This window comes from Sodalis sp. (in: enterobacteria), assembly GCF_047607725.1.
In the GTDB taxonomy this organism is placed as follows: Bacteria; Pseudomonadota; Gammaproteobacteria; order Enterobacterales; family Enterobacteriaceae; genus JBLKSS01.
Genome location: NZ_JBLKSS010000023.1, coordinates 15,040 through 31,382, shown reverse-complemented (window position 1 = coordinate 31,382; position 16,343 = coordinate 15,040). Strand labels below are relative to the sequence as shown.

Annotated in this window: 11 protein-coding genes and 2 pseudogenes; 3 read left to right on the top strand and 10 right to left on the bottom strand. The window is 58.0% G+C overall.

Features of this window, described 5'->3' with window-relative positions; all coding sequences use genetic code 11:
- The 5 genes and pseudogenes from ACMX3H_RS02800 to ACMX3H_RS02780 all read right to left on the bottom strand — a co-directional run.
- A pseudogene (locus ACMX3H_RS02800) lies at window positions 1–490 on the bottom strand (IS21 family transposase); the annotation flags it as partial.
- 118 nt (window positions 491–608) lie between these two features.
- Window positions 609–800, bottom strand: a pseudogene (gene mtgA, locus ACMX3H_RS02795) (monofunctional biosynthetic peptidoglycan transglycosylase); the annotation flags it as partial.
- Window positions 760–1,413, bottom strand: a complete 654-nt coding sequence (gene elbB, locus ACMX3H_RS02790; protein WP_415209721.1) for an isoprenoid biosynthesis glyoxalase ElbB — start codon at window positions 1,411–1,413, stop codon at window positions 760–762. The gene elbB and the pseudogene mtgA, both read right to left, overlap by 41 nt.
- A gap of 231 nt (window positions 1,414–1,644) precedes the next feature.
- Entirely contained in the window at window positions 1,645–3,990 is a 2,346-nt protein-coding gene (gene arcB, locus ACMX3H_RS02785) for an aerobic respiration two-component sensor histidine kinase ArcB (protein WP_415209720.1), read from the bottom strand.
- 275 nt (window positions 3,991–4,265) lie between these two features.
- Window positions 4,266–5,207: a TIGR01212 family radical SAM protein gene (locus ACMX3H_RS02780; RefSeq protein WP_415209719.1), complete on the bottom strand. Its 942-nt coding sequence runs from the start codon at window positions 5,205–5,207 to the stop codon at window positions 4,266–4,268.
- A gap of 692 nt (window positions 5,208–5,899) precedes the next feature.
- Here ACMX3H_RS02780 and gltB point away from each other — a divergent pair.
- Window positions 5,900–10,360 carry a glutamate synthase large subunit gene (gene gltB / locus ACMX3H_RS02775; RefSeq protein ID WP_415209718.1) on the top strand — a complete coding sequence of 1,487 codons (4,461 nt, stop codon included), beginning with the start codon at window positions 5,900–5,902 and terminating at the stop codon, window positions 10,358–10,360.
- Window positions 10,361–10,369: 9 nt separating this feature from the next.
- Window positions 10,370–11,788, top strand: coding sequence for an FAD-dependent oxidoreductase (locus tag ACMX3H_RS02770; RefSeq protein ID WP_415209726.1), 1,419 nt, complete (start codon window positions 10,370–10,372; stop codon window positions 11,786–11,788).
- A 177-nt stretch (window positions 11,789–11,965) separates the two neighbouring features.
- Here ACMX3H_RS02770 and sspB read toward each other — a convergent pair whose 3' ends face one another.
- The 5 genes from sspB to zapE all read right to left on the bottom strand — a co-directional run bounded on the left by sspB (window position 11,966) and on the right by zapE (window position 15,627).
- Window positions 11,966–12,466, bottom strand: coding sequence for a ClpXP protease specificity-enhancing factor (gene sspB / locus ACMX3H_RS02765; RefSeq protein WP_415209717.1), 501 nt, complete (start codon window positions 12,464–12,466; stop codon window positions 11,966–11,968).
- Window positions 12,467–12,470: 4 nt separating this feature from the next.
- The gene (sspA, locus tag ACMX3H_RS02760) at window positions 12,471–13,112 is read right to left on the bottom strand and encodes a stringent starvation protein SspA (RefSeq protein ID WP_415209716.1); all 642 of its coding nucleotides are present in this window, start codon (window positions 13,110–13,112) and stop codon (window positions 12,471–12,473) included.
- A gap of 322 nt (window positions 13,113–13,434) precedes the next feature.
- Window positions 13,435–13,827, bottom strand: coding sequence for a 30S ribosomal protein S9 (gene rpsI / locus ACMX3H_RS02755; RefSeq protein WP_415209715.1), 393 nt, complete (start codon window positions 13,825–13,827; stop codon window positions 13,435–13,437).
- Window positions 13,828–13,842: 15 nt separating this feature from the next.
- On the bottom strand, window positions 13,843–14,271 hold the full coding sequence (gene rplM, locus ACMX3H_RS02750; RefSeq protein WP_415209725.1) for a 50S ribosomal protein L13: 429 nt from the start codon (window positions 14,269–14,271) through the stop codon (window positions 13,843–13,845).
- 216 nt (window positions 14,272–14,487) lie between these two features.
- Complete coding sequence (gene zapE, locus ACMX3H_RS02745) at window positions 14,488–15,627, bottom strand: cell division protein ZapE (protein WP_415209714.1); 1,140 nt, start codon at window positions 15,625–15,627, stop codon at window positions 14,488–14,490.
- Between the two features lie 210 nt (window positions 15,628–15,837).
- On the opposite strand from zapE, the gene zapG reads away from it, so the two are divergent.
- Window positions 15,838–16,239, top strand: coding sequence for a Z-ring associated protein ZapG (gene zapG / locus ACMX3H_RS02740; RefSeq protein ID WP_415209713.1), 402 nt, complete (start codon window positions 15,838–15,840; stop codon window positions 16,237–16,239).
- Window positions 16,240–16,343: the final 104 nt, after the last annotated feature.

Genomic DNA, 16,343 nt, shown 5'->3' with positions numbered 1-16,343 from the left:
GGTCGCAGGGTTGACGATAGGTACGGTGGGGCCACAGAAGTCGATGAAGAGCTTTTCGCCGGCCTTGTGCTCCATGCGCATGGAACGCCGCTGCTTCTTTTTCCAGTCACGGAACAGTGCACAGAACTGTGAGTAGCCGAGGGCATGACCCGCCCACGGCGGCCTGATATTCCATCCAGAGCAGCTGTTTGGTCACGCCCTTGCGGCTTAACTCGGTATCGATATCAAGCCAGCTGGGTAAGGTCTTGATAGCCTTGCAGGATTTGCCGGGATAGAGCAGGCGGTCGAGGTCGACGGGGGACAGTTCCGCCGGCAATGGCCAGACCAGGTTAGCTACCGTGAATCGGCCGAGGATATCGTGCACTGTGGTACAGCCGATGCCGAGCGCTGCGGTGATGGTGCGATTCGAGCGACGCTGCTCAAATTTCATGCGTAATACATTGATATATATTWACATTTCTGTTTTCGCGTTCTTCTTTTTACGTGCCATGCCATACCCCCGGAAGCTAAAARTCTCCAGAGTATGGCGGAACAGAAGATGAGCGATCGGACAGAATCGGAATCGCTGATCGGGCGACCGGAATCAGTGATCGGACGTGACCGGAACCAGCAATAGCCCGCATCGGCACCCAGCACGAGTGGGCGACATAGCGGAAATCCCCTCTTAGCCAGTGGTCTATCTGCCGCTCCGCCATGACGGCGGTGAAAGGCACCGGCACAAAGGCAAACAACACTATCGCCAGCAGCCACAGCGACCCTTCATGGGATAAATTCCAGCACGCGCGCAACCAGTTTATCAATACCTTTGGCTACCTCAGTAATCGAGGTTTTCTGCATATAGACCGGCGTCGTAATAATGTTGTTATCGCCGTCGATAACGATGTCATCCACCGGGCAGGTGACATGGATCGCGCCCATGTCGTCCACCATCTCGGCGGCATCGACATCGGTGCCCAGCGTTAACCGTAGCGGGACCGCCAGGATTTTGGGCAATAGCACCGGCGCGATGCAGATAAACCCTAAAGGCTTACGCTTTTGATGCATAGCCTGCACCAGACGCGTCAGTTCGGCATCGACTTCACAATCAGCGCCCGTTTGCGCCAAATTGCTGAGGTTTTTTGCCACACCGAAGCCGCCGGGGACGATAAGCGCATCGAGTTCATCGGCGCTGGCCGCCGATAGCGGCTGGACATGCCCGCGCGCGATCCGCGCCGCTTCCACCAGCACATTGCGCCGTTTGTCGCACGGCTCGCCGCTAAGATGATTTATCACCTGCAACTGCGGTTTATCGGGCGCAAAATAGAGCGCGCCGGCCCCCGTGCGGTCGATGGCCAAAAGCGTAAGCACCGCTTCATGAATTTCACTGCCGTCATTGACGCCGCAGCCGCTCAACACGACACCGATCCGTTTCATTGGCTAGATTCCTTCTGTCTGGTAGGTGAACTTGTTATTTCCATTGACAAAATCTGTATTACATCCCAAATTTTAATGGATCTTGTAACATTATTCTGTTGTTTTTCTATGGTTTATTCATGAATACTGGTGACGTCTTTTCCCCATCCCCTACCCCCGCTGAGCCATCTCGGCGACAAACAGTTTCCCTGGTGTTGGCGCAATCTTCGCGCACCCCGGCATAAGTCGGGGTCATTTTTTTTCTGCATGCTGAACCCAATCACGCAACGTTTGCACATCGTGGCGCCATTCGTGCTTCAACTCGTCGATCCACTCCTGGACGTTATCCCACCAGGCCGGCAGTTCAGGACTTTGAATCTGCTGCGCCAATTGTTGCAAATGGCGTAACCCCACCGACTCCGCCGCGCCCTTGATTTTGTGCCCCTCTTCCACAATGCCTTGCCGATCGCGGGCGGTTATGTTGGAATCCAGGATCGCCAGGTAGCCGGGCATCATTTTTTCAAACATCGCCAGGCTTTGCGTAATCAATGACGGCCCCACCAGTTCCAGGTACTGTTCCAGCATGGCGGTATCCACCAATACCTGCCGGTTTTTATCCACCGCCGCCTGCTCTGCCGGCGTCACAACGGCGGCGCTGTCGGCATGATCCCAGAACGTCTTTATCACGTGGGTAAGCGCCGCAACCTCCAGCGGCTTGCTCAGGACATCGTCCATGCCGGCCGCCAGGTACTCTTTTTTGTCCTTCAAGACGTTGGCGGTCAGCGCGATGAGCGGCGGCATATGCCGCACCTGATAGCGGCTCTTCAACTGGCTGGCGATATCCAGACCGGTCATATCCGGCAGTTGAATATCCAACAGCACCAGGTCGAATTCATCGGGATCGAACATTGCCAGCGCGTCCTTGCCGGTCATCGCGACCTCCACGGTGCTGCCGAGCTTCTCCAGTACGGAGCGGGCCACCAAGACGTTGAGTTCGATGTCCTCCACCAGCAGGACATTTAGCGCCGGCAGCGGCATCGCTTCTTCATCCTCGGCCTGCTCTTGCACCTGCGCCATTTCCGGCGCCACGATGGATAGCGTAAAGCAAGAGCCCTGGCCGGGTTGGCTCTTGACGGTGATATCGCCACCCATCGCCTGCGCCAGCCGTTTGGAGACCGCCAGGCCAATCCCGGTGCCGGGCGCCGGCTTGCCGCCGTGCTGCCCTTTCACCTGGTAGTACATAGCGAAAATCTTCTCTTGCTCCTCTTCGGGAATGCCGATACCGGAGTCCTGTACGTCAAAGCATAAACGGCCCTGCTGTTCACGCCAGATGCGGATCACGATCTCACCCTGCCGGGTGAATTTCACCGCGTTGCCGATGAGGTTCCACAGGATTTGCCGCAGGCGGGTGCCGTCGGCGATGATAGCGCGGGGCAGCGGCTGATGCGGTGCCATCACCAGCTTCAGCCCTTTCGGCTGCACCAGCAGGCCGGAAAGGTTTTCTAAATCCATCAAGAAATCGGTGAAATCCAGCGGCTGATTGTCCAGCCGGACCTTACGGCGCTCCAGCTTATCCATTTCGATAATATCGTTGAAGATATAGCCTAGGGTAACCGCGCTGACATGGATGGTTTTCAGATAGTTATGCTGCTCTTGCGTTAGTTGGGTATCCAGCAAAATACGGCTCAAGCCGACGATGCCGTTAAGCGGCGTACGCAGCTCATGGCTGATGGTGGAGATAAAGGTGGTTTTCTCCCGGCTGGCGCTTTCCAACGCGTCCTGATAGCGCTTACGCTCGGTAATATCGCGGCCAAAGCCCATTAGGCCGTGGCGCTTGTCGATACGATCGTAAAACGGGACTTTGCGCAGCTCAAAGCAGGCTTTGCGACCATCGGGATATTCCAGCCATTGCTCATAGGTGAGTGAAACGTTATGGCGGAAGACCTTTTCATCGGTTTCGATCACCTTTTCCGCGATCTCGGGGGAATACACCTCGCGCGGGGTAAGCCCCACCAGCTGTTTCTCGCTTTTGCCGGTTAACAGCTCCGTGGCGCGGTTACAGCCGGAAAACTCTTTGTTCTCATTACGGTAGTACACCAGGTCGGGCGAAGCATCGAGGAAGGAGCGCAACAGCGACGACGACTGCTCAAGCTCTACCTGCGCCTGTTCACGCCGCGCCATTTCCTCGGTCAGTTTCTCCATCGCTCCGCGCCGCGCTTCTTCGGCTTTTTCGCGGTCCGCCATCTCCTGGTTGAGCTGAGCGATGTTATTTTGCAGTTGAGCGTTGAGTTGTAAATCGCGATTGCGCATTTCCTCAAGCTTATCCACCAGCCGCGACAGGCGCTGGCGTGACGCTTCAAGCTGTTCCACCACCACCGACAAAAAGTAGACCGCCCACGGAGTGATTAACAGGCCAAAGAAGATGGAGCGCACGACATCAATACTCTCCACTTCGCCCCTGAGCACCATAGTAACGGCCATCTGTACGATCATCGCCAGTACCACCAGCGCCGAGGCCAGCAGCAGGGAGAAGCGTACCAAGCCGAGTTTTACCATCAGGTCGACGTAATATTGAGCCAGCAGGCGAATTTGCTTCATGGAAGATTCCTTTAAGGGTAATAGATGAATCATACCGTAAATATTTCCTACTGAACCAGTCCGGGTGCGCTACCCTCGCCGGGGATGTTGAAAATGCGGGTGGGATCGAAACGGTGCCAAGGGGGTGGTAGCGGCGCATGCGCCGCCCCCCGTTCAGGCTTGGCGTCGCCCCGCGCTGCGACGCCAAAGCGCGGTGGCGGTGTGTAACGGGCAGCGCCGTCGCGCGCATGGGCGGCGGGGGCTGCCCGGCGAACGCGCACAAAATGAGTAAGTGATTACAAACTATTTTCGGCGGCGGGGAGCCGCCAGGGTCTGCCGAGGGCGCTGCCCTGCGGTCCTTGTTCCTGCAGATAGTGGTACACGGCCAGCATTCCGTCCCAACGATTTTCGCACCATTGTGGCGCGAGCAGTATGGAACGGTGGGCATTGGCGGATACGCGATGAAAGATAATGTCAGGGGGCGTGTGGCGAATCATTTCGCCGGCGATGGCGGCATAGGCCGCCAGCGTCAGCGACGTCAACCTGCCCGCCCGCCAAGCGCGGGCCAATACGCTGCCGTCAACGATATGCAGCGGATGCAATTTCAGACCCGCCACACCCTGCGCGACGACTTTGCTGAGGGTGTCGAGGCACGCCGCCGCGTCCTCGCCGGGCAAACCAATAATAATGTGAGTGCACACTTTCAATCTACGCTCCAGCGCCAGGGCAACGGTGCGTTGGTAACAGGCAAAATCATGGCCGCGGTTGATGCGCCGCAGGGTTTTATCCTGCGCGCTCTGTAAGCCCAGCTCCAGCCAGATTTCATAGCCCTTGTCCTGGTAACCGGCCAGCAGATCCAGCACCGACAACGGCACGCAGTCTGGTCGGGTGCCGACGCATAAGCCGGCGATATTCCCTTGGCTAAGCGCTTCTCGATACAGGCTGTCCAAAACCCGCACTTCCGCATAAGAACTGGTATAGGCCTGGAAGTAGGCGAGATAGCGTTTGGCGCGATCCACCCCCGCGACCTGGCCGGCCAGCTGTTCGGCGATAGGATAATATTGCCGCTGCGGATCGCTGAACGCCGCGACATTGCAAAATGTGCAGCCTTCCCGTCCCCGTGTGCCGTCCCGATTGGGGCAGCTAAAACCGCCGTGCAGGCTGAGTTTATGGATCTTCTCGCCGTAGCGGCGCTGGAGATCGTTGCCAAACATATTGACTAATTTCTGTAACTGCATAGGCTATGGATCCGGTGTTTCCGTCGACCCGAAGCTTACGCTTTTCTCCGCCATCAAATGCTGACCGCGATCAAATGCCTTGACCGTCCTGTTTCGATGGCATAAATATGTAATATAATCGAGAATTAAAGCACTTTCCTGTGGATTAATAATTCTTATTCCGCCCCGGTGATTCATTCAAATGCGCACTAAATCCTGAAAAACAGTGGCATCCGTCGCAGAAAATGGTGATTGCAGAATAACATGCTACCAAAGCGCCCCGCACTAGCATGGTGCAGAGATAGCGGCGCTGCACTACAGTGAGACAGCGCAATACCCAGGCCCTCTCCGACGCCTCACTAACGGGGTAAAAATCACACTTTATAATTATCTTTCAAATAGTTAATCCATAAATTTCCCTTATCACCGTCCTTTACATGGATATTTGACCTGCGTGGTGAATATCGTTAATTTGGAAGGACGCTGGAAGAAATCCTGACGGGGCAACGACTCGTCATATTTATGCAGTTATTGAAGACTCCTTCTTAATACTAGTAGTTTATCAGTGTCAGACCGCCACGAGAGGTATTGAGTGAGAGCGGGACAGCAGAGCGCAGAGATGGTTTCATCCTGCCATCCGCTGCCGTTCCATACCGATTCGCCTCCTCGCAGCAGGTTGTGTGAGTTAGCAGGAGCCTGGGGAGGTTCACGATATGTTGTACGATTCTACGCACGAGAAGGACAACTGCGGCTTCGGCCTGATTGCCCATATAGAGGGTGAGCCCAGCCATAAGGTCGTACGCACCGCCATTCATGCGCTGGCCCGTATGCAGCATCGTGGCGCGATCCTGACCGACGGCAAGACCGGCGACGGCTGCGGTCTGCTATTGCAAAAACCCGATCGCTTCTATCGTATGGTGGCGCAGGAGCGCGGCTGGCGACTGGCGAAAAATTACGCCGTAGGTATGATGTTCCTGAGCCAGGATGAAGAGGAAGCCCGCGCCAGCCGCCGCATCGTCGAAGAAGAGATGCAAAACGAGACTCTGTCCATCGTCGGCTGGCGTGACGTCCCCATCAACGCCGATGTGCTGGGCGAGATTGCGCTGTCGTCACTGCCGCGTATCGAACAAATTTTCGTTAACGCCCCCGCCGGCTGGCGCCCGCGCGATATGGATCGCCGCCTGTATGTGGCGCGCCGCCGTATTGAAAAGCGCGTCACCGACGACAGTTTCTACGTCTGTAGCCTGTCCAATTTGGTGACCGTTTATAAAGGCCTCTGCATGCCGGCGGACCTGCCGCGCTTTTATCTCGATCTGGCGGATCTGCGCCTGGAATCGGCCATCTGCCTATTCCATCAGCGCTTTTCAACCAACACCGTGCCGCGTTGGCCGCTGGCCCAGCCGTTCCGCTACTTAGCCCATAACGGCGAAATCAATACTATTACCGGTAACCGGCAGTGGGCACGCGCGCGCGCCTACAAGCTGAAAACGCCGCTGATCCCCGATTTGCAAGATGCAGCGCCGTTCGTTAACGAAACCGGCTCGGACTCCAGTTCGCTGGATAATATGCTGGAGCTGTTTTTAAGCGGCGGGATGGATCTCATCCGCGCCATACGCCTGTTGGTGCCGCCCGCCTGGCAGAACAACCCGAATATGGATCCCGAGCTGCGCGCCTTCTTCGACTTTAACTCGATGCATATGGAGCCCTGGGACGGTCCGGCCGGCCTGGTGATGTCCGATGGCCGCTTCGCCGCCTGTAACCTGGATCGTAACGGCCTGCGCCCGGCGCGCTACGTCATTACCACCGATAAGCTTATCACCTGCGCCTCCGAGATCGGCATATGGGATTACCAGCCCGACGAAGTGGTGGAAAAAGGCCGCGTCGGGCCTGGAGAACTGATGGTGATAGACACCACCAGCGGGCGCATTCTGCACTCGGCGGAAACCGATAACGATCTCAAAAGCCGCCATCCCTATAAAGAGTGGATGGAGCGCAACGTGCGCCGCCTCACGCCGTTTGGGGATCTGCCGGACGATCAGGTCGGATTCCGCGCGCTGGATAACGATTTGCTCAGCAGCTATCAAAAACAGTTCGGTTATACTTTTGAAGAGCTGGACGCCATCGTGCGCGTGCTGGGGGAAAACGGCCAGGAAGCCACCGGGTCGATGGGCGACGATACGCCGTTCGCCGTGCTCTCCAGCCGGCCGCGGGTGATTTATGACTATTTCCGCCAGCAGTTCGCTCAGGTGACCAACCCGCCTACCGACTCGCTGCGCGAGGTCCACGTGATGTCGCTGGCCACCTGTATCGGCCGCGAAATGAACGTGTTTAGCGAAGCGGAAGGCCAGGCGTACCGTTTGGCGTTTAAATCGCCCATCTTACTCTATTCCGACTTTACCCAGCTCACGACTCAGGCAGGCGATCACTACCGCGCCAACAAGCTGGATATCACCTTTGAGCCGACGCAGGCGAACCTGCACGACACGCTGCTGGGCTTGTGCGATCGAGCGGAAGACATGGTGCGCCAGGGCACGGTACTGCTGGTGCTGACCGATCGCGCTATTGCGCCGGGCCACATACCGGTGCCGGCGCCGATGGCGGTGGGCGCCATCCATACGCGCCTGGTGGAAAAAAACCTGCGCTGCGACGCCAACCTGATTGTTGAAACCGCCAGCACCCGCGATCCGCACCACTTTGCGGTGCTGTTGGGCTTCGGCGCCACCGCTATCTATCCCTTCCTGGCCTATGAAAGTCTGGCCGGCATGGTGGATAACGGCACCATCGATAAAGATTATCGCACGGTGATGCTGAACTTCCGCAATGGCATCAATAAGGGGCTGTACAAGATCATGTCCAAAATGGGCATTTCGACCGTCGCCTCGTACCGCTGCTCGAAGCTGTTTGAAGCGGTTGGCCTGCATCGCGATCTGACCGATCTGTGCTTCCAGGGCGTGGTCAGCCGCATCGGCGGCGCCAGCTTTAGCGATTTCGAGCTGGATTTACTTAACCTGTCGAAACGGGCCTGGCTGAAACGCAAAGCCCTCGATCAGGGCGGGCTGTTGAAATACGTCCACGGCGGCGAATATCACGCCTACAATCCTGATGTCGTGCGCACCCTGCAACAGGCGGTACGTAGCGGCGATAGGCAGGATTATCGTCAGTATGCCGATCTGGTCAACCAGCGTCCGGTCGCGACGCTGCGGGATTTGCTGCAATTGAAGCCTAACGGCCAAGCGGTCGCGCTGGATCAGGTGGAGCCGGCCGAAGCGCTATTTAAACGGTTCGACACCGCCGCGATGTCCATCGGCGCGCTCAGCCCGGAGGCCCACGAGTCGCTGGCCCAGGCAATGAACGGGCTGGGCGGTTTCTCCAACTCCGGCGAGGGCGGTGAAGATCCCGCCCGTTACCGCACCGATAAAGTCTCGCGCATCAAACAGGTCGCGTCCGGCCGCTTCGGGGTTACGCCGGCCTATCTGATCAATGCCGACGCCATCCAGATTAAGGTGGCGCAGGGCGCCAAGCCCGGAGAAGGCGGCCAGTTGCCTGGCGACAAGGTCACGCCGTATATCGCGCGCCTGCGCTATTCGGTACCCGGCGTCACGCTGATTTCGCCGCCGCCGCATCATGATATCTACTCGATAGAAGACCTGGCGCAGCTGATTTTCGATCTCAAGCAGGTAAACGCCAAGGCGCTGATTTCGGTCAAGCTGGTGTCCGAGCCGGGCGTCGGCACCATCGCCACCGGCGTGGCCAAAGCCTATGCGGACTTGATAACCATTGCCGGTTACGACGGCGGCACCGGCGCCAGCCCGCTGTCATCGGTGAAATACGCCGGCTCGCCCTGGGAATTGGGCCTGGTGGAAACCCAGCAGGCGCTGGTGGCCAACGGGCTGCGGCATAAAATCCGCCTGCAGGTGGACGGCGGGCTTAAAACCGGCCAGGACATCATTAAGGCGGCGATCCTCGGCGCCGAAAGCTTTGGCTTCGGGACCGGCCCGATGGTGGCGCTCGGCTGCAAATATTTGCGCATCTGCCACCTTAATAACTGCGCCACCGGCATCGCAACCCAGGACGAAAAACTGCGCCGCGACCATTACCACGGCCTGCCGGAACGCGTGACGAATTATTTTCACCTTATCGCGCAGGAAACGCGCGAAATCATGGCGGAGCTGGGCGTGACCCGCCTGGTGGACTTAATAGGCCGCACCGATCTGCTTTGCGAGCTTGACGGGATGACCGCCCGGCAGAATAAGCTGGATCTCGCGCTGCTGCTCGCCACCGCGCAGCCCCATCCGGGCAAGGCGCTGTATTGCACCGAGGAGCGCAATCCGCCGTTTGACCCGGGCTCAATGAATAAAACCTTGCTGCAGCAGGCGATGCCGTATGTGGACGCGCGCCAAAGCAAGACGTTCTACTTCGATATTCACAACACCGATCGTTCGGTGGGCGCGTCGCTGTCGGGCGCCATCGCTGATGTTCACGGCGATCAGGGCCTGTCCGCGGATCCAATTAAAGCCCACTTTACAGGCACCGCCGGCCAAAGTTTCGGCGTATGGAACGCCGGCGGCGTGGAGCTGACCCTGACGGGGGATGCTAATGATTATGTAGGTAAAGGTATGGCGGGCGGCAGCATTGTGGTGCGTCCGCCGGTCGGCTCGGCGTTTTTAAGCCATGAAGCCACCATCATCGGCAACACCTGCCTGTATGGCGCCACCGGCGGCAAGCTGTTTGCCGCCGGGCGGGCCGGCGAACGTTTCGCGGTGCGTAACTCCGGCGCCATTACGGTGGTGGAAGGCGTGGGCGATAACGGCTGCGAATACATGACCGGCGGCATTGTTTGCGTGCTTGGCCGTACCGGCGTCAACTTCGGCGCAGGGATGACCGGCGGCTTCGCCTATGTCCTCGACGAGCATTGCGACTTTGCCAAGCGCGTGAATCCGGAGCTGGTGGAAGTCCTGGCCGGGGCGGATTTGGCCATTCACGAAGAGCATCTGCGCGGGCTGATTACCGAGCACGTTCATTTGACCGGCTCGCACCGCGGCGAGGAGCTGTTGGCCGATTGGCCGGCTTGGTCGGGGCGCTTCGCGCTGGTGAAACCAAAATCGAGCGATGTGAAAGCGTTGTTGGGCCACCGCAGCCGCTCCGCGGCAGAATTGCGCGTGCAAGCGCAGTAGAGGTTAATGATGAGTCAAAATGTCTATCAATTTATCGACCTGCAGCGTGTGGATCCGCCGAAAAAACCGCTGAAGGTGCGTAAAATTGAATTTGTGGAAATCTACGAGCCGTTCTCCGACTCGCAGTCCAAAGCGCAGGCGGACCGTTGTCTCTCCTGCGGCAACCCTTACTGTGAATGGAAATGTCCGGTCCACAACTATATTCCCAATTGGCTAAAGCTTGCCAACGAGGGACGCATTATCGAAGCGGCTGAACTTTCGCACCAGACCAACAGTCTGCCGGAAGTGTGCGGGCGCATCTGCCCGCAGGACCGGTTGTGCGAGGGCTCCTGCACGCTCAACGACGAGTTCGGCGCGGTCACGATCGGCAATATTGAACGCTATATTAACGACAAAGCCATCGAAATGGGCTGGAAACCAAGCGTTGCCAACGTCGTTCCCACCGGCAAACGGGGGGCGATTGTCGGCGCCGGCCCGGCGGGGCTGGCCTGCGCTGACGTGTTGGCGCGCAACGGCGTACAGGCGGTAGTGTTTGACCGTCATCCGGAAATCGGCGGTTTGCTGACTTTCGGCATCCCCGCCTTCAAGCTGGAAAAAGAGGTGATGATAAAGCGCCGCGAAATCTTCAGCGACATGGGTATCGAGTTCCGATTGAATACCGAAATCGGTAAAGATGTGCAGCTAAGTGATCTGCTCGGCGAATACGATGCGGTGTTCCTGGGCGTCGGCACCTATCAATCGATGCGCGGCGGTTTGGACAACGAGGATGCGCCGGGCGTGTATGACGCGTTGCCGTTTCTGGTCGCCAACACCCGTGAACTGATGGGCTTCGGTAACCCCGCCGAAGCGCCTTATGTCAACATGAGCGGCAAACGCGTGGTCGTGCTGGGCGGCGGCGACACTGCCATGGACTGTGTCCGTACCTCCATTCGCCACGGCGCCAACCGGGTTGTCTGCGCCTATCGCCGCGACGAGGAAAACATGCCAGGGTCGCGCAGTGAGGTAAAAAACTCACGCGAGGAGGGGGTGGAGTTCATGTTCAATCTGCAGCCGGTAAGCATTGAAGTGGACGCCGAGGGCCGGACCTGCGGCGTTAAGATGGTCCGTACCGCCCCGGGCGCGCCGGATGCCCACGGGCGCCGCCGCGCTGAAATCGTCGCCGGCTCTGAGCATATTCTCGATGCCGATGCGGTAGTCGTCGCCTTCGGCTTCCGTCCGCACCACATGAGCTGGCTGGCCGATTTCAGCGTCGAACTGGACAGCCAAGGCCGGATCATGGCGCCGGAACACGGCGCGGCCGCCTTCCAGACCAGCAATCCGAAGATCTTCGCCGGCGGCGATGCGGTGCGCGGCTCCGATCTAGTAGTCACCGCCATTGCTGAAGGGCGTAAAGCGGCTGAAGGCATCATGGATTATCTGGAAGTGTAAGCGCTTCCGTCCACGCCTAGGCCAGAAACACACGCCGTCCCGCCGCAAATGCCGGGACGGCGTTTTATTGTGCGGTCCGGAACCGGCGCGTTTCTGATAGGGGTCGGGAAAGCGGTGGCGGGATCAGGCTGCGAACCGGCGGCCTAAGGCGGCTAGCGCACCGCCGCCGGCGGGCAATTACTTCACCACGCGCAATGATGGTCGGCCACCGCCGCGCGGCGGCGTAGGCGGCTCGTCTTCGGGATCGTCGGCCTGCGCGTTATCGGGCCGGTCGCCGTCGATAACCGACATGACGGTTTCCGTGGTCGGGTCTTCAGCGCTGTCGTCGTCGGCCAGCGCCAGCTGCTCGTAGGCCACCTCCGGCTTAAATATCGTGCCAGCGCCGTTTTCACGGGCGTAAATCGCCAGCACGGCCGCCATCGGCACCACCACCTGACGCGGAACCCCGCTAAAGCGGGCGTTGAATTGCACTTCATCATTGCCCAGCGCCAGATTCGCCACCGCGCGCGGCGCGATATTGAGCACGATTTGCCCGTCGCGGGCAAATTCCATCGGCACCATCACGCCATCCACGTTGACATCCACCACGAGATGCGGCGTCAGCTGGTTATCAAGCAACCATTCGTAAAATGCCCGCAGCAGGTAAGGCCGGCGCGGCGAAAGCTGAGTCACCTCCATCCCTTTACCCCCGGGTCTGCAGGCGCATTTCGCGCTCGGCTTCGGTCAGTGAGGCCAGGAAGGCATCGCGTTCAAAAACGCGCGTCATATACCCTTTCAGCTCTTTGGCGCCCGCGCCGGCCAGTTCGATGCCCAGCTGCGGCAAACGCCACAGCAGCGGCGCCAGGTAGCAATCCACCAGGCTGAACTCTTCGCTCATGAAGAACGGCGCTTCGTTGAACACCGGTGCCACCGCTAGCAGCTCCTCGCGCAGTTGCCGGCGAGCGTTATCCGCCTCGCTGCCGCTGCTTTGCTCGATTTTGCGCATCAACGTGTACCAATCGTTTTCGATGCGGTGCATCATCAGGCGGCTGGTACCGCGCGCCACCGGGTAAACCGGCATCAGCGGCGGATGAGGGAACCGTTCATCCAGGTATTCCATGATAATGCGGGACTCGTAAAGCGTCAGTTCGCGATCGACCAGCGTCGGCGCAGTGCGGTAGGGGTTAAGATCAATCAGGTCCTGCGGCAGATTATCCATCTCAACCTGCTCAATTTCGACACTTACCCCTTTTTCCGCCAGCACGATGCGCACTTGATGGCTGAAAATGTCGGTCGTGCCGGAAAACAGCGTCATCACCGAACGTTTGTTGGCAGCGACAGCCATGAAAACCTCCAAGTTTATTGAGAAAATACCGCGAATAACCCTAACCCAGGGTTATTTTCCTGATTTGTCCACCGTTGACCCGTAGCCATTTTGCCCGCTGCAACCGGAGCCGGAAAGCTTGCAGCCGGTTGACAAAACGCCAGCCAAGTAAACAGGCATATAAGCGTTGGCTAGTTTATCAGATTTTGCCTGTTTTGTGGGGCACGATATGGCAAATCAGCGTGAATAACTGGCGGCGGTTGATATTCCAGGCGGGTCAGGACGCAATAAATAAAAAAGCCCGGACGGGTCCGGGCTTTTTGCTGCAGTGAATACTGCGAAATTAACGTTTGGAGAACTGCGGACGACGGCGTGCTTTACGCAGACCGACTTTCTTACGTTCAACCTGACGGGCGTCACGGGTAACAAAACCGGCTTTGCGCAGAGCGGCGCGCAGCGTTTCGTCATATTCCATCAGCGCACGGGTAATACCGTGGCGAATGGCGCCTGCCTGACCGGAGATGCCGCCACCTTTCACGGTGATGTACAGATCCAGTTTACCCACCATGTCGACCAGCTCCAGCGGTTGGCGAACGACCATGCGGGCGGTTTCGCGACCGAAGTACTGATCCAGACTACGCTGGTTAATAACGATGTTGCCGCTGCCCGCCTTAACGAAGACGCGAGCGGAAGAGCTTTTGCGGCGACCAGTGCCGTAATATTGATTTTCAGCCATTGCCTATAATCCCGATTAAATGTCCAGAACTTGCGGTTGCTGTGCCGCGTGGTTGTGCTCGGTACCGGCGTAAACTTTCAGTTTACGGAACATAACACGACCCAGCGGGCCTTTTGGCAGCATGCCTTTAACCGCGATTTCAATCACACGCTCAGGGCGGCGTGCAATCATCTCTTCAAAGGTCGCTTGTTTGATACCACCGACGTGACCGGTGTAGTGATAGTAGATCTTATCGTTACACTTGTTGCCGGTAACGGCCACTTTGTCAGCGTTCAGAACAATGAGATAATCACCGGTATCCACATGCGGAGTATATTCCGCTTTATGCTTGCCGCGCAGACGACGAGCCAGTTCGGTAGCAAGACGGCCAAGGGTTTTCCCTTCGGCGTCGACAACATACCAGTCACGTTTGACCGTTTCCGGCTTTGCTGTAAAAGTTTTCATTAAAAGCTTACCCAATTTAAGTTACACGTTGGTGAACACCCAAACGCTTCAATGAACAGTTATGAGGCTCACACGGCTTTCAGTCCAGCAAACCTACCCCTTCAAGTAGCCGTTGCTGGTGCGATTGAAGTTTTGGGAAAAAACCTCAACTCAATGTAACGTGGGGTCGCAAGATTATAGAGAAGTCATCCGCAAAGATCGACCTTTTTTACGTCATCAGGGTTGATGCGCCAACCTGAGATACTCCTCGCTCTGCATTTCCTGCAAACGCGACAGGCAGCGCTGATACTCGAAGCGCAGCAGTTGCCCCTGGTAAAGCGCGTCCATCGGCACGCTGGTGGCGATTACCAGCTTGACGTGGCGCTCGTAGAACTCATCCACCAGCGCCAAAAACCGGCGGGCGGTATTTTCCTCGTCGCAGCTCATCGGCCGCACATTGTGCAGCAGGACGCTATGAAAGCGCTCGGAGAGCACGATATAGTCGTTTTGACTGCGCGCGCCGCCGCACAACTCGGCGAAATCCAGCGCCACCACACCGTCGGTCACGCCCAGGGTCGGCAGCGGCCGATGATTGATTTCCAGCGCCGGGGCGTCGCCCTCCAGCGCGAGATGTTTCCCCACCAGGGCGCTGAACATCCGCGTCATCGCCTGGTCCGTCTCGTCGCCGAGGGGGCTCAGCCACAGATTGGCCTGCGTCAAGGTGCGCAGCCGGTAATCGATGCCGGCATCCACATTCATCACCTCGCAATGGCGTTTGATAAGTTCAATGGCCGGCAGGAAACGCGCGCGCTGCAACCCGTTGCGGTAAAGATCGTCCGGCGGAATATTGGAGGTTGCCACAAGCGTAATGCCGCGGGCAAACAGCGCCTGCATCAGAGTACCCAGCAGCATTGCATCGGTGATATCGGTCACGAAGAATTCATCGAAACAGAGCACGTCGGTCTCGGCCTTGAAGCCGTCGGTGATGATCTCCAGCGGATCCTGGTGGCCCTGCAGGCGGGTCATCTCCTCATGCACCCGCAGCATGAAGCGGTAAAAATGCAGCCGCAGTTTACACTCGCCGGGCAGGCTGCGATAAAATAAATCCATCAGCCAGGTCTTGCCTCTTCCCACCCCGCCCCACATATATAAACCCTGGACCGGCTCGTCCGTTGCGCGCTCACCCTTGCTAAGCCACTTTTTGCCCAGCAGGCGCAACAGACCCGAGGGGGCGCTGGCGGCGGTGGTTCGCGCCGCGCCCAACTGTTGGTGGATCCGGTCCAGGCGAGCAATGGCGGCGGCCTGGACGTCATCGGGCTGGTATTCCCCTTGCGCCAGCATCTGCTGATAAAGGGACAACGGCGAGGTGGCTTGCATGTGGCTGACGTTCCCTGAATGAAAATGAAAGGTAAAAAAGCGCGTGTCGCACATCCTAAACAGCGGCGCGGTCGAACACAATAGCCCGGCGTCCCGGCCGGTAACCCGTCGTCACACTCTCCGGTTCCACTGATGGCGCGTTACCGGTTATAGTGAAGCTAACTGTGTATTAAACCCTACGGGACAACGAAGTCAAAAATAGGAGTCATTATGACCTGGGAATATGCGCTGATTGGATTGGTGGTGGGCATTATCATCGGTGCGGTCGCCATGCGGTGGCTCGGTAATCGTAAACTGCGTCAGCAGCAAACGCTTCAGCACGAGCTGGAGAAGAGTAAAGCCGAGCTGGACGAGTATCGCGAAGAGCTGACCAGCCATTTCGCCCGCAGCGCAGAATTGTTAGACAATATGGCCGACGATTACCGTCAGCTTTATCAGCATATGGCCAAAAGCTCCAATAGCCTGCTGCCGGACCAGTGCCGCGAAGATAATCCGTTCCGCTATCGTCTGACCGAAGCGGACAACGATCAAATCCCGGCGGAAATGCAGCCGCGGGATTACCCGGAAAGCGCCAGCGGCTTGCTACGCACGACGCGTGGCTTGCGCAAATAGCGCCGCCAGCCCGGGTTTTGCCGGCGTCGACGCGCCCCCCGGCTGAACTTTTCCGTGCCCGGCAGGGTCATAATGGCGATTATGATACCGTCACCGGGTGCCTG

Bases quoted from the DNA above. Each gene is read 5' to 3' on its own strand.
- elbB (WP_415209721.1), bottom strand. From the start codon at position 1,413: ATGAAACGGATCGGTGTCGTGTTGAGCGGCTGCGGCGTCAATGACGGC.
- arcB (WP_415209720.1), bottom strand. From the start codon at position 3,990: ATGAAGCAAATTCGCCTGCTGGCTCAATATTACGTCGACCTGATGGTA.
- ACMX3H_RS02780 (WP_415209719.1), bottom strand. From the start codon at position 5,207: ATGCAGTTACAGAAATTAGTCAATATGTTTGGCAACGATCTCCAGCGC.
- gltB (WP_415209718.1), top strand. From the start codon at position 5,900: ATGTTGTACGATTCTACGCACGAGAAGGACAACTGCGGCTTCGGCCTG.
- ACMX3H_RS02770 (WP_415209726.1), top strand. From the start codon at position 10,370: ATGAGTCAAAATGTCTATCAATTTATCGACCTGCAGCGTGTGGATCCG.
- sspB (WP_415209717.1), bottom strand. From the start codon at position 12,466: ATGGAGGTGACTCAGCTTTCGCCGCGCCGGCCTTACCTGCTGCGGGCA.
- sspA (WP_415209716.1), bottom strand. From the start codon at position 13,112: ATGGCTGTCGCTGCCAACAAACGTTCGGTGATGACGCTGTTTTCCGGC.
- rpsI (WP_415209715.1), bottom strand. From the start codon at position 13,827: ATGGCTGAAAATCAATATTACGGCACTGGTCGCCGCAAAAGCTCTTCC.
- rplM (WP_415209725.1), bottom strand. From the start codon at position 14,271: ATGAAAACTTTTACAGCAAAGCCGGAAACGGTCAAACGTGACTGGTAT.
- zapE (WP_415209714.1), bottom strand. From the start codon at position 15,627: ATGCAAGCCACCTCGCCGTTGTCCCTTTATCAGCAGATGCTGGCGCAA.
- zapG (WP_415209713.1), top strand. From the start codon at position 15,838: ATGACCTGGGAATATGCGCTGATTGGATTGGTGGTGGGCATTATCATC.